Raw genomic sequence first — 13,104 nt, forward strand, 5'->3', positions numbered from 1 at the left:
AGTGCCAAATGTTATATGTAATCTTAATTGCTGCCATCGTAATCTTTTGGTTGATCGCAGTTGATAGACCAGTGCTAAAAGTAAAGTTTGATAACGGCCATATCAGTAACGTAAAAGGGCATCTACCACCTTCTTTCAAACATAACTTACAAGATATTAGTGAACATAATCCGTTTAGTGGTGAAATGAAGGTATATAGCCAACGAACTGGCATGCGTTTGAGCTTTTCCAAGGACGTTCCCAAAAAAATCCAACAGCGGATTCGCAACGTTTTTCCGCATCAAGGTTTCAAAGCGAGCAAAGGCAAGAAGCGAGCTTAATTACATATCAGTTACTTAATCGTGTTAAATGGGACGCAATATAGCGTCCCATTTTCGTATCTATAGAAAAATTATTTATCATTGATTAATCAATAAGATAAACGGACTTAAACTATGCGATACGTTGTAACTTTAATGGTCTTTCTCTTTGTAAGTGCTTCAGCTTTGTCTGACGACTCGGAAACGAATCCATTGGCTAAAAAGATTAAAACTAAGATTCAAAGGAAAGCAGACAATAAATTTGATGACTACCAAGGTTATTGTGATGTCATGATAGAGATGGAACACAAAGGTAAAAAAGCAGTAATAAAAAGAGTAACCAGTAGTGGTGACAAAAAAGTTTGTCGGTATGTGAAATCCAACTTGAGGAAAGGAAAACGCTATCGTTATAAATATCCAGAAAAGTATATTCGGCTTCATATAGCCACAGGTTCGTGATTTCAATGTTGATTAGAAGCATCGGGCAGCAAGAGCGCAAAGCTTTCAGACTCGATGAACTAGATGAAAATGAAGTGGCTCTCGTGTAATTGGTTGGGAATGCAGATCGCAATAATAATCCGCAGATAAAAGCAGTATGGGAAGGAATAGCAAAAAAGTATAACGGACTTGGATTATCAAGCATTTCAATGGTTTGCGCCGGATTGGCTTTAGTGATTGCAAGTCCACAGGAACCACTATTGCAGTGCGCATTATATCTGCTTATGTTGAATGCGATTGCATATGCCAGTCCTATAAAATGTCTCTCTTTTGAGGGACTATTCAATGAAGTATCACGAAATGACTAAAAACTATATTTTTCGTGAATTTGAATGTGGTTTATCCGTCGAACAAGCTGCTGAACTTTGTTTGAAAACTGTGAGAACGGTCAAAGAATGGGATAAGGGGAAAACCATTCCTCCTGAGTGTAAACGACTCATGAGAGTGACAAAGGAAGGGAACTGAGTTCTTCAGAACAATGGGATGCTTTTAGAATGCACTATGACAGATTGGAACTTCCGACAGGGCAGCTAGTTGTGCTCAACAGGTTTTGACCGGAATTGCTTTGTTAGAGATAGGAGCGTTAACTGATTTGGAAGCTGCAGGGAAAGTGCTGAAATATGCTAGAGCGCTTAGAAAGATGATGTAATAAAAGGCTCCAATAGGAGCCAAGCTAGGTGTGTAGTAAGGCTTATAACGGCTCTATATTGACACTATTCCAATATTTAGAAAACCCCAGAGCTGTAACAGTAATTTTATCAAATCCTTCGGCATTATCGGATTCGACTAAGACGCTATTGCTTTTGATGAATGAATTAGTCACATATCTTTTCCCTCGTTCAGTTTCAGGGGTTAAATAGATATACGCGTAATCTACATCATTTTCTTTAACACAAAATCCAAGCATTCTAATGGGTTTCCCATTGAATTTTGTATCCTTAATTGTTAGAGGATATGTAAGTAATCATTATGCAAACATAAAAAATAGAACCATAAGTTTACATATGCAAGCATTATTTCATATGACGCAAAAGGCTCCAAAGGAGCCTTTTGCGTGTAAATGTCTAACTAATAATTCTGATGAATCAATCTTCAAATACATCGAGTAGATTTGTATCGAACGAAAGTCCTTTTAGACTGTGCTCTCCACATAACGATATGAGTTTGTCATCACAATAAATTGACATACAACCTTCATCTTTTGATTTAAAGACATATTTATTTGAAAGATCGCTTTCTATAAATACTAGTTTCTCTAATAATCCTTGTTCTCCGTCAATGTCTTCACATTTGATTTTCTGCTTATCTTCTTCTCCAAAAGACATCACGTTGAACATGGTAAAACTTTCATCATCGATTGTAATCGGTAAGAACTCACCGTCAGAGTCAATTACATCTCGTACTACCTGATATGCATTTTCTCTCAAGACAAGGAATGTTCTCCATTTAGATATGTCTGGAATTGCTTCAGCAGATTTAAAGTGTTGAGTAAATGTTGTATTCTCATTTACCCAAACATCTCTCAAGCCTGTTGAGTCAACAGGATCTCTTCTAAGTCGCCTTAACAATTTAAGGTCATCTGAATCGAGAGCTCGCTTATAAGGGTCATGCTCTAAAACTTTAAATTCTCGGGGCTTATTTTTTAATTTGTATACAGTCATATAGTCATACAGTCATACAGTCGGTTTCCAGTTAGCATCTTTCTTCTCAAGAATTTTCTCAGGATGAGAGCCGTCTTGTATTTGCTTTTTCATTTTCAGCAGTGTGGACTTAAATACATTCTCACTATGCCTAATTCTTCCTAGCGTGCCAATCCAGTTCTGATAATTTGCACCATGTATTCGTGAGTGAGGTGAAGCTTTGGAGTAGTGTAGTGATCTTTGTAAGCACTGGATCTAGGTAACCAAACACCATTAATTGCATCATTAATACCTATACCAAATTCGAACATTTGTAATTTTGCATCAATCATTGCAGTTACCTTACCGTTTCCCATCACAAAAAGCCAAGCGCGAAAGCGTCAAGGGCAAACGCCCAGAGCTAAGTCTGTATAATACTCATTGAATAACCAAATTTGGTTAGTAGCGTAATCACCAAAATTGGTTAGCGCAAGACACCAATTTTGGTGATTGATAATCTAAACTGACGGAAACGGAGGAAGCGGTATGTATCAGAACAAGCTATTAGATGCCTACAAAAAGGCTCAAAGTTACGTACAAGAGCAAAAAGTTTAACGGACTTGGATTATCAAGCATTTCAATGGTTTGTGCCGGATTGGCTTTAGTGATTGCAAGTCCACAGGAACCACTATTACAGTGCGCATTATATGTGTTATGTTAAATTGAATGTGTTCGTACGCCAAATGTTGCCAATGAGCACTCCTATTCCCCTGTGGATTTGAAATTTAAGGTCCCCATCATAACCATTAAACATAATGGCTATTTACCATAAAATACTTAATATAGATCTTAATAATCTATCGATTGTTAAGATCTATATTAATGCTTTTTCTACTTACAGAAATGGCTGTATAGCTTCAAAGATATCTTGTCTTCGAACTGGTTTGGAAATGAATCCATCCATACCTGCGTCAAGGCATTTATCTCTATCACTTTCTAGCGCATGAGCGGTTAATGCGATGATTGGAGTCTTGAAGCCTTTATCTCGGAGAAGCCTTGTTGCAGTAATCCCATCCATCACTGGCATCGAGACATCCATAAGAATCAGGTCGATTAAATCCTCATTTTCCTCTAAGAACGTTAATGCTTCTGCTCCATGACTTGCGATATGAACATTATGACCAAGCTTATTTAAAATAAGCTTTATTACAAACTGATTCGACTCGGTATCTTCGACTACGAGAAGATCCATCGCTTTTATTGGTTGGTTGTTTTCTATTTTAACTGGACGATTTTGATTGCACCGAGTTAAAACGGGAATCTTAATAGTAAATGTTGAGCCGACATGCTCGTCACTTTTAACGATAATCTTGCCGCGCATCATTTCAACTAAATGCTTGGTTATTGCTAGCCCTAGTCCTGTACCACCAAAGCGTCTCGTGATGGAACGATCACCTTGATGAAATGCCGTAAATAGATGTTCTTGCTTGGCTTTAGATATACCAATTCCGGTGTCTGATATTGAAATTACAAGCTCGGAGTCTTGCTCAGATACTGAAACTTTTACTTCTCCTTCATCAGTAAACTTTATTGCATTCCCAATAAGATTAAACAGGATTTGAGATAATCGCGTAGAGTCAATCCAAAACTGTTTGTCGGTAGTTACCATGCAATTGAGTTTAAATTGAAGGCTCTTCTTCTTAGCTATTTGTTTTTGTTGAGAAATAACAAAAGTGACAGTGTCTCTTAAATTAACCCACTGCTCATTGAGTTGAAAGCGACCTGATTCAATTTTTGAGAGGTCAAGGATGTCGCTGATAATCGCGAGAAGCAACTCCGCTGAGCATTCCATTTGGCTCAGGGCATCGATTTGCTCTTCTGATAAGGTGGATTGTTTCAGAATATCGAGCATTCCAAGGACGGAATTTAGAGGGGTTCTAATTTCATGACTCATCATCGCTAAGAATTCTGACTTTGAGCGATTTGCAAGCTCTGCTTCTTCTCTTGCTTTAGCAAGCTGAGTTGTTCGCACTTCAACAATACGTTGTAACTTCTCTTTGGTCTCAATATCGATGACAGCCCTCTCAATTAAAGGCCGAAAGCGTCTTAAGGTTTCCTTATTTTCTATGCTAAAGTGCCCTTTCTTAGCACCAATAAGTAAGATGACCGTTTGTGTTACTTCTGAACGTATGCCCGTTAGGACTACCGAGTTTACATGGCTTTTTATAAAGCTGTTCAGGTTAATAAACTCCGCAAGCCTATCTGGTTCGAACAGCAGAATACATTCGCCATTCAGCGCCCTCTCAGATGCGTTACCGTGTAACCAAGATATGTTATCAAATACACTATTTGTCGATATCAACGTTTTGAAGGGGTACCTCTCATCATCACGAGTTAGAACGATAAAATCATCAAAGTTGATGTACTTCTTAAGGACATTATTTAATCCCGTAAATATCTCGTGCCGGTTTTTTGCTTCACTCATCGCGGATATCGCTGAAAGAATAGCTTTATTCTCATCGGCGAGCAGTCGTTCTCTTTGCCTAGCCTGTTTTAGTTCGACTAACGCTTCTTGCAGCGCTTCCTGTTGGTATATGTCTAAGTATTTATCTTTCATAAGGTTTATGGAATATCGCTGATGAAATCATCAGGTTTCCATGTCCATTCTCACCACCAATAAATCTACCTTGCTCACCAAAAGTAAAAGGGCAAATAAAAGGTAACTGTTCTAGTTCTTGGTTAATTTGTTCACAAACGCTATTCATGTCTTGCATTAAGTGCAACATAGGACCTGCGCAAAAGATGTTTATCACCCCAATTTTTCGAGATTCTTCTAATTTTTGATTAAAGGCTGCATTTACAACTTTAGCGGCGCGTGCAACGAGGTGTTCTCTGCTTCCTTTCATTAAAGTGAGTTCATCACCCTCTTCTATTCGTGTAAATAGCTCAATTCCTCCATCTCGCGTCTCACGAATTGGATGGGACAATTTGTAATATGGACGCTCATAGAGGTGGCCAGCGACACGCCCTAGTGGATAAGCACTCGAGTTTGTAAATAGCAGGTTGTTTTTACCTACTTGGTTATCTTGATGGTTTGTCCACTTTCTATAAACATTGAGGGCCGGTTCGTCATCAATTTCTAGCAAGCACCTATCGTTAGTTTTGGTTGCAACCCCTTTGATATTGGTTGGAGTGTGCCCAGCACTAAAAGCAATATCAACAGGCTGTGAGGAGTAAAATAATGTCAGACTTAAACCTGCAGTTTGAGATCCTTGGGCGGTAATAACAGACCATTTTCCCGCGATATGATTATCAGCGGCTGAACCACCAATAATTGGGATCAGCGTACCAAACCTTTCATCTATAGATGCAATGATTGATTCCTCTTGCCCTGGAGTTGCATGAAGCAGTATTAAGTTTGGCACTTCTCCTACGCGGTTAGCGTTCTCAAGAGCCATATCTAAGGCTCTAGTTACACTGTCACCTGAATCATAGTTAGAAATACCAGTGCCATAAGCATGAGGGCCTGAGTCATAAATTGCGAGCGCCGCAATCACTGGGCCCGTATGAAACCCCTGGTCTGTCATTACTGCTTGGCATGAACTGGCGCCATGAAAAGGCACACCGGGAAAATGCTCAAGAAACGCTTCTCGAATTAACTCGAAGTCGTACTCTTCCGTGTAGTAGCACATCACGTAAGACAAGTTCTGTTGTGTCAGTTCGGACCTAAGCGTTTCTATCGCTGAGTCTTCATCTTTAATATGAGTAAAAACTGATTGGCAATGCATACGATTTTATAATTGGGTATCACTCTGCTGTTATACCATTCCAACCAATTTTCTCTAGGTAAGAAGGTGAAAATTTCATTAAGAAGTTGCGATTATCTCGTGACAGATCGTATTTATAATTGAACTACAACAATGTTTTCGCCTTTTTTAAAGGTGATTTTTTTTGATTCAGGCATTGTGTCCCATTCTATTTTCTTATGCTCTCGATCGAGATTGATAAATTCGCCAGATTGATTTGGATCAATTTTTAGAGTGCTACTTTTTATCGTTTCGAGCGAAATTCCCGTTGAGTCACGATTAATTGTGATTATTTCACCTTCAATTGTTACATCGCATCGTTCTTTTTGTGAACAGTCAATGCTAGTAACGCTCTCGTGTGTAAAGGTACGCCAGAAAAATGCGCCTATTAACACACTGAGCATGATTAAGATTTGTGCAAGTCGCGCCTTTGTTAACTTTTGTGCAGGCATAATTACTAATATCCTTGTTACAAACTTCAAACTTTTTAAATAAAAAATGATTTCCAGGGGGCCAGTAAGGTTACTACCCTGTCATTGAATTGTTAATTCAAGTATAGTGTCACGCTGAAAATGCCACTTTTTATTAAAGTCAGCAATGGAAATAAGGTGATGATAACACTTGAATTCTAGAGTTTACTTGGGTGGTGTTACGACGCAAGTCGTGTTGGAAGTAAAAGTGTAGTTAATTAGAAATTGGAAGCATGCAAATGAGCCAAGTAAAGCAGCTTGAACAAAACTACAACTATACAGTCGTTCGCCAATTTACCCTTGTGACCATTTTATGGGGCATAGTTGGTATGGCTGTTGGTGTTTTGATTGCCGCTCAATTAGTTTGGCCACAGCTAAACTTTGATACGCCGTGGTTGACGTACAGTCGCTTACGTCCACTGCATACTAATGCGGTAATTTTTGCGTTTGGTACCAGTGCTCTGTTCGCAACGTCTTATTATGTTGTACAGCGCACATGTCAAACTCGTCTTTTTGGTGGCCCACTCGTTGCCTTCACCTTTTGGGGTTGGCAAGCAATCATCCTGGCAGCAGCCATTACTTTGCCTCTCGGTTTAACATCGGGTAAAGAGTATGCTGAGCTAGAATGGCCTATTGATATCGCAATTGCGCTAGTATGGGTATCATATGCGGTGGTGTTCTTCGGCACACTGGTGAAACGAAACACGTCACACATATATGTGGCAAACTGGTTCTTCGGTGCCTTTATTATCACAGTAGCAGTACTTCACATCGTGAACAGCATGGCTATTCCTGTGTCACTCGGTAAATCTTACTCGATTTACTCGGGCGCAGTGGATGCGATGGTTCAGTGGTGGTATGGACACAATGCGGTAGGTTTCCTACTCACCGCTGGTTTCCTAGGCATGATGTACTACTTCGTTCCTAAACAAGCTGAACGTCCTGTTTATTCTTACCGTCTATCTATCGTTCACTTCTGGGCGCTTATTTCTCTATATATTTGGGCAGGCCCTCACCACCTTCACTATACAGCGCTACCGGACTGGACTCAGTCTCTAGGTATGGTGATGTCGCTGGTTCTATTTGCTCCTTCTTGGGGTGGTATGATCAACGGTATTATGACGTTATCTGGTGCATGGCATAAGCTTCGTTATGACCCTATCCTACGTTTCCTAATCGTTTCACTGTCGTTCTACGGTATGTCTACCTTTGAAGGCCCGATGATGTCGATTAAGACGGTTAACGCACTTTCTCACTACACAGACTGGACCATTGGTCACGTTCACTCTGGTGCGTTAGGTTGGGTTGCGATGGTTTCTATCGGCTCTGTATATCACTTGGTACCTCGCCTATTTGGCCAAGAGCGTATGTACTCTGTTGGTCTAGTGAATGTGCATTTCTGGCTAGCAACAATCGGTACCGTTCTTTACATCGTTGCGATGTGGATCTCTGGTGTAATGCAAGGTCTGATGTGGCGCGCGGTTAACTCTGACGGTACGCTAACCTACAGCTTTGTTGAGTCTGTAGAAGCGTCTTATCCGTTCTACTTTGTACGTTTCCTAGGTGGATTTATCTTCCTATCTGGTATGTTCCTAATGGCATACAACACGTACAAAACGGTAAGTGCACCAAAAGAAAGCCTAAAAGCTATCCCACATCCGGCATAAGGAGATTTAAGAATGAGTAATAATTCTAATAATCGCCACGAAATCTTAGAACGTAATGTCGGTTTGTTGGCTATTTTTATCGTGTTTGCTATCAGCTGGGGTGCTCTTGTAGAGATCACTCCTCTGATTTTCCAAAAGCAAACGACTGAACCTGTAGAGAATCTGCGTGCTTACACTCCTCTGGAGATGGAAGGTCGTGACATCTACATCCGTGAAGGTTGTAACGTTTGTCACAGCCAGATGGTTCGCCCTTTCCGCTCAGAGACTGAACGTTACGGTCACTACTCTGTCGCCGGTGAGAGTGTTTGGGAACACCCATTCCTTTGGGGCTCTAAGCGTACAGGTCCGGATTTAGCTCGTGTTGGTGGTCGTTATTCTGATGAATGGCACCGCGTTCACCTACTAGATCCTCGTGAGCTTGTGCCTGAGTCAAACATGCCAGGTTTCCCGTGGTTAGCTGAAAACGTTTTAGACGGTAAGCTAACTCAGAAGAAACTTGAGCTATTTCGTGATCAGTTCGGTGTTCCATACACTGATGAAGAGATCGCGAATTCGGCTAAAGAAGTAGAAGGTAAAACAGAGATGGATGCAATCATCGCTTACCTTCAGTCTCTTGGTCATGCAATGAAGTAAGGGGATCATATGGATTTCGGTACAATTCATAGTATTTATACCGTTGTACTCTTCGCTAGTTTTATCGGCATCGTATGGTGGGCATTTAGTAAAAAGCGTAAAGCACGCTTTGAAGAAGATGCCAACTTGGTGTTTGCTGACGAAGAACAAACGACCCCAAATAACCAAGGAGTGAAGAAGTAATGACTACATTCTGGAGTCTCTGGATTATCGTGATTACTGTCGGTACGCTGGTAGGCTGTGCGATTCTCCTAACTTGGTGCGCTAAAGATAAAATGGGCGTCGAGGAAGGGGAAGACATGGGCCACGAGTACGATGGTATTCGCGAGCTAAACAACCCTCTACCAAAGTGGTGGACTTATCTGTTTGTAAGTACATTTGTGTTTGCAGCAGTTTACCTTGCCCTATTCCCAGGTCTAGGTAGCTTCAAGGGCTTTTTAAACTGGCAGAGTTCTGCTCAAACAGTACGTTCACTGGAAGAGTCAAAAGAAGCCATCGCTAAAGCACAAGAGAACAAGCAACTAAACCAATACGCAAAAGAACTGGATGACGCAGATGCATACTTCGGCGAAGCATTCCGTAAACTTGCGCACAATGATAGTGGTTTACGCCCAATACCTGAAATTGCGCAAGATCCTGAAGCATTGAAAGTTGGCCAACGTTTGTTTTTGCAAAACTGTTCTCAATGTCACGGTTCTGATGCTCGTGGTCAGAAAGGTTTTCCTAACCTAACTGATGATGCATGGCTATACGGCGGTGAACCAGCTGCAATCGTAACAACCATCATGCATGGCCGTATTGGTCAAATGCCAGCATGGAAAGATGCGCTTGGTGAGCAAGGTGTGCAAGAAGTTGTAAGCTACACACTTAGCCTATCTGGTCGTAAAGTGAATGCTCGTGAAGCAGCGGCAGGTAAAGCACGTTTCGTCGTGTGTGCAGCTTGTCACGGTACTGATGGTAAGGGTAACCCTGCAGTCGGTGCACCTGATCTTACAGACCAAGATTGGCTATTTGGCGACTCTCGTGCAGCTGTAACCGAAACCGTAATGAACGGCCGCTCAGGTGTAATGCCCGCGTGGAAAGACATTTTGGGTGAAGATAAAGTTCAGCTCGTTGCCTCTTATGTCTGGAGCTTAAGTAACTCAGAGAGTAAGTAACTGAGATATTAAGTAACATAGCAATAACAGCCCCTTTCATAGGGGCTGTCTTTCCTTTAAATTTAACGCCTTACATTTTTTCATTTAGCTGTTGAGAACTTTTTTATGGTAAAGCCTTGGTATAAACAATTTTGGCCGTGGTTCCTAATCATCCTTCCTCTTACTGTCGTAGTCTGGACTGTGATTACTGTGGTCGTTTTCTCGAACAACTCTGTTTCTTTAGTCGCCGAGGATTACTATAAAAAAGGCAAAGGCATTAACATCGACATTAGTAAAATGAATGTCGCTCGTGACCTAGGTCTTAACGCTGAGATTTCCTCTAAAAATAACAATGTTGTGATTGTTTTCGCTAAAGGGAAGCTATCTCATTACCCTGCTCTAACGGCCACTTTCACTCATCGTACTCTTCCTGACCGTGACTTTACAAAGCTCGTTACGGCGGATGCATCTGGTAATTACCGCCTAACGGCAGAAGAATCTATTCAAGGTCCTTGGTTTGTCGAACTACAACCACATGACCAACAATGGATGATCCAAGGTAAAGTTGAATTTCCTGCCTCGTCAACACCGTTAATGAAGTAAGCATATGTGTGAATCCTGTTATCACTGTGGTGAAGATGTACCAGCCAACACGGATTTTAAAGTTGATATACTCGGTGAATCCCGAAAGATGTGTTGTCCTGGCTGCGAGACGGTTGCTCAAACCATCGTAGACAGCGGCTTAGTATCCTACTATCAATATAGAACTGCGCCTGCGGAAAAAGCAGATTTAGTACCAGAGCAACTCCAAGCTTTAATTCATTATGATAATGAAGATGTACAATCAGAATTTGTGCGAAATCGTGAAAATGTCTCTGAAGTAACTCTTTCTTTAGAAGGCGTTTCATGTGCAGCTTGTGCGTGGTTAATCGAAAAGCAAGTCTCTAATACGGCCGGGTTAGTGTCTATCCGCGTGAATACAACCACTAACCGCGCATTACTAGCCTGGGATAAGACTCAGGTGCGATTAAGTGAGCTCCTATCTGTCATTCATAAATTGGGTTATAAAGCCGCACCATTTGAAGCTGATAAGCAAGAAGCCTCTTATCATCGAATGATGAAGCAATACTTATACAGATTAGGTATTGCTGGTTTAGCTACCATGCAAGTTATGATGCTAGCCGTCGCATTGTATCTAGAAGTTTTTGGTGACCTAGAACCGGAGTTTAAAAATTACTTTCGTTGGGTAAGTTTGATCTTTGCTACGCCAGTCCTACTCTACTCTGCTCTTCCGTTTTACTTAAATGCGTGGCGAAGCATCAAAGGCCGAACCCTCGGTATGGATGTGCCTGTCTCGATTGCACTTATTTTTGCCTATGTAGCCAGCTTAATAGCAACCGTTACAGAACAGGGCGAAGTCTTCTTCGAATCGATTTCAATGTTCACTTTCTTCCTATTGGTTGGACGATTTTTAGAGATGCGAGCGCGTCGCAAAGCCGCAGCGGCGAGTGGTAACCTATTAAAGTTGATCCCAGCGATCGCCACGACGCTGGATGGCGAGCAAATACCAGTGAAAACTCTAAAAGTTGGTGATCGTATTCGCGTCCTTCCTGGTGAACATATCCCAGCTGACGGCAAAGTTATTTCGGGTCGTATTCATATTGATGAATCCATGCTAACGGGTGAATCCGTGCATGTTGTGAAACGAGAAGGCGATGCGGTTTATGCAGGAACACTAAACGGTGATGAGTCATTTGAGCTAGAGGTCATGAGTTCCAAAGCCGACTCAATGATTTCCAATATCGTGCGTTTACAAGATGAAGCTCAACACTCCAAACCTAAAATCGCAGAAATTGCAGACGTTGTTGCTCGTTACTTTGTTGGAGCAATTCTTATTATTTCTGCTGGTACTTGGTTTTACTGGCATCAAACAAAACCAGATGATGCGTTTTGGATCATGCTATCCGTATTGGTAGCCACCTGTCCATGTGCCCTATCTCTTGCGACTCCAACTGCTCTAACTTGTGCTACCTCTCGTATGGGAAACTTTGGCATTTTGCTTCGTAAAGGTCATGTGTTCGAGACGCTATGTAAGATCAACCACTTAGTTGTAGATAAAACAGGTACTCTGACGAAAGGCGATATTGAGATCTGTGATACAAAAGTGTTGAGTGATCTTCCAAAAGAAGATTGTCTCTCTCTAGCCGCAGCATTAGAAGCTCATGCAAACCATCCTATCGCTCGCTCTTTTGCAAGTTACGCCAATGACGACTTTGTTGTGTATGAAGTGCAAAACGTGATTGGTTCAGGGATTGAGGGGATCTGGAATGGCAAAATCGTTAAGATAGGCAGTGCGGTTTTTGTTCAAGGCAAGGAAAGCGATGAAAGCCATGCGGTCTATCTTTCAGTTGATGGCGAGCATGTCGCTAGCTTTTACTACCGCGACCCTATCCGAAAAGAAAGCAAAGCCTTTGTTCAACGTTTTGCTGACGCTGGAATTAAGACAACGCTGCTAACAGGTGACTCTCTCTCAAACGCTCGACCTGTAGCGAATGAAATTGGTATCGATCACGTCGTTGCGTCAGCAAAACCAGAAGACAAACTCGCGTACCTTAAGAGTCTTGATGAAGACAGTATCACAATGATGGTTGGCGATGGCATCAATGACGCACCTACTCTCGCCGGAGCTCATCTTTCTGTTGCAATGGGCGGTGGTACGGATGTCGCTAAAGCATCTGCAGATATGACGTTACTTGGGGATAATCTCGAAAAGCTACTAGAGGCACGTTTGCTTGCACTGCGTACAAGAAAGATTATTCGAGAAAACTTGGCTTGGTCTTTGGGTTACAACCTGTTAATTTTGCCTTTAGCTGTCGCTGGTTTAGTGGCTCCCTACATTGCAGTAGTTGGCATGTCTGCAAGCTCAATTATCGTTGTATCTAACTCTTTGCGCCTGCTCAAAGAGAAATAAGTAGA

Annotated in this window: 13 protein-coding genes and 3 pseudogenes; 11 read left to right on the forward strand and 5 right to left on the reverse strand. The window is 41.6% G+C overall.

Features of this window, described 5'->3' with window-relative positions; translation table 11 throughout:
• The first annotated feature begins 8 nt into the window (after positions 1-8).
• The 4 genes and pseudogenes from J8Z23_RS07715 (at position 9) to J8Z23_RS07730 (ending at position 1,446) form a co-directional block, all read left to right on the forward strand.
• Positions 9-320, forward strand: a complete 312-nt coding sequence (locus tag J8Z23_RS07715; RefSeq protein ID WP_005396496.1) for a DUF3634 family protein — start codon at positions 9-11, stop codon at positions 318-320.
• Between the two features lie 114 nt (positions 321-434).
• Positions 435-758 carry a hypothetical protein gene (locus J8Z23_RS07720; protein WP_046876223.1) on the forward strand — a complete coding sequence of 108 codons (324 nt, stop codon included), beginning with the start codon at positions 435-437 and terminating at the stop codon, positions 756-758.
• A 98-nt stretch (positions 759-856) separates the two neighbouring features.
• Positions 857-1,105 (forward strand): annotated as a pseudogene (locus J8Z23_RS07725) (DUF3693 domain-containing protein); the annotation flags it as partial.
• A pseudogene (locus tag J8Z23_RS07730) lies at positions 1,083-1,446 on the forward strand (regulator). The pseudogenes J8Z23_RS07725 and J8Z23_RS07730, both read left to right, overlap by 23 nt.
• 436 nt (positions 1,447-1,882) lie before the next feature.
• Here the strand turns inward: J8Z23_RS07730 and J8Z23_RS07735 are convergent.
• Together J8Z23_RS07735 and J8Z23_RS07740 are read right to left on the reverse strand one after the other, a co-directional pair.
• Positions 1,883-2,458 (reverse strand): hypothetical protein, encoded by a 576-nt coding sequence (locus tag J8Z23_RS07735; RefSeq protein ID WP_256895071.1) that lies wholly within the window; start codon positions 2,456-2,458, stop codon positions 1,883-1,885.
• Between the two features lie 140 nt (positions 2,459-2,598).
• A complete protein-coding gene (locus J8Z23_RS07740) occupies positions 2,599-2,769 on the reverse strand; it encodes a hypothetical protein (RefSeq protein WP_185090699.1) in 171 nt (56 codons plus the stop codon).
• Positions 2,770-3,020: 251 nt separating this feature from the next.
• Between J8Z23_RS07740 and J8Z23_RS07745 the strand changes: the two are divergent.
• A pseudogene (locus J8Z23_RS07745) lies at positions 3,021-3,137 on the forward strand (DUF3693 domain-containing protein); the annotation flags it as partial.
• Between the two features lie 174 nt (positions 3,138-3,311).
• Here J8Z23_RS07745 and J8Z23_RS07750 read toward each other — a convergent pair.
• The 3 genes from J8Z23_RS07750 to J8Z23_RS07760 all read right to left on the reverse strand — a co-directional run bounded on the left by J8Z23_RS07750 (position 3,312) and on the right by J8Z23_RS07760 (position 6,674).
• Positions 3,312-5,033 (reverse strand): ATP-binding protein, encoded by a 1,722-nt coding sequence (locus J8Z23_RS07750; protein WP_048626397.1) that lies wholly within the window; start codon positions 5,031-5,033, stop codon positions 3,312-3,314.
• Positions 5,023-6,204, reverse strand: coding sequence for an FIST signal transduction protein (locus J8Z23_RS07755; protein WP_031780556.1), 1,182 nt, complete (start codon positions 6,202-6,204; stop codon positions 5,023-5,025). Before J8Z23_RS07755 ends, J8Z23_RS07750 begins: the two co-directional genes overlap by 11 nt.
• Before the next feature lie 113 nt (positions 6,205-6,317).
• Complete coding sequence (locus J8Z23_RS07760) at positions 6,318-6,674, reverse strand: hypothetical protein (RefSeq protein ID WP_041852960.1); 357 nt, start codon at positions 6,672-6,674, stop codon at positions 6,318-6,320.
• A 257-nt stretch (positions 6,675-6,931) separates the two neighbouring features.
• Here J8Z23_RS07760 and ccoN point away from each other — a divergent pair, with 257 nt between their 5' ends.
• The 6 genes from ccoN to J8Z23_RS07790 all read left to right on the forward strand — a co-directional run bounded on the left by ccoN (position 6,932) and on the right by J8Z23_RS07790 (position 13,099).
• Positions 6,932-8,359, forward strand: coding sequence for a cytochrome-c oxidase, cbb3-type subunit I (ccoN, locus tag J8Z23_RS07765; RefSeq protein WP_005396488.1), 1,428 nt, complete (start codon positions 6,932-6,934; stop codon positions 8,357-8,359).
• A gap of 12 nt (positions 8,360-8,371) precedes the next feature.
• A complete protein-coding gene (gene ccoO, locus J8Z23_RS07770) occupies positions 8,372-8,992 on the forward strand; it encodes a cytochrome-c oxidase, cbb3-type subunit II (RefSeq protein ID WP_005377475.1) in 621 nt (206 codons plus the stop codon).
• Between the two features lie 9 nt (positions 8,993-9,001).
• The gene (locus tag J8Z23_RS07775) at positions 9,002-9,175 is read left to right on the forward strand and encodes a cbb3-type cytochrome oxidase subunit 3 (RefSeq protein ID WP_005396487.1); all 174 of its coding nucleotides are present in this window, start codon (positions 9,002-9,004) and stop codon (positions 9,173-9,175) included.
• Positions 9,175-10,149, forward strand: a complete 975-nt coding sequence (gene ccoP / locus J8Z23_RS07780) for a cytochrome-c oxidase, cbb3-type subunit III (RefSeq protein WP_005396485.1) — start codon at positions 9,175-9,177, stop codon at positions 10,147-10,149. The genes J8Z23_RS07775 and ccoP overlap by 1 nt, the downstream gene beginning before the upstream one ends.
• Before the next feature lie 105 nt (positions 10,150-10,254).
• Positions 10,255-10,731: a FixH family protein gene (locus J8Z23_RS07785; RefSeq protein ID WP_048626394.1), complete on the forward strand. Its 477-nt coding sequence runs from the start codon at positions 10,255-10,257 to the stop codon at positions 10,729-10,731.
• Between the two features lie 4 nt (positions 10,732-10,735).
• Entirely contained in the window at positions 10,736-13,099 is a 2,364-nt protein-coding gene (locus J8Z23_RS07790) for a heavy metal translocating P-type ATPase (RefSeq protein ID WP_006742591.1), read from the forward strand.
• The last annotated feature ends 5 nt before the right edge of the window (positions 13,100-13,104 follow it).

Origin of the sequence: Vibrio sp. SCSIO 43086, assembly GCF_051132235.1 — a bacterium.
GTDB lineage: Bacteria > Pseudomonadota > Gammaproteobacteria > Enterobacterales > Vibrionaceae > Vibrio > Vibrio diabolicus.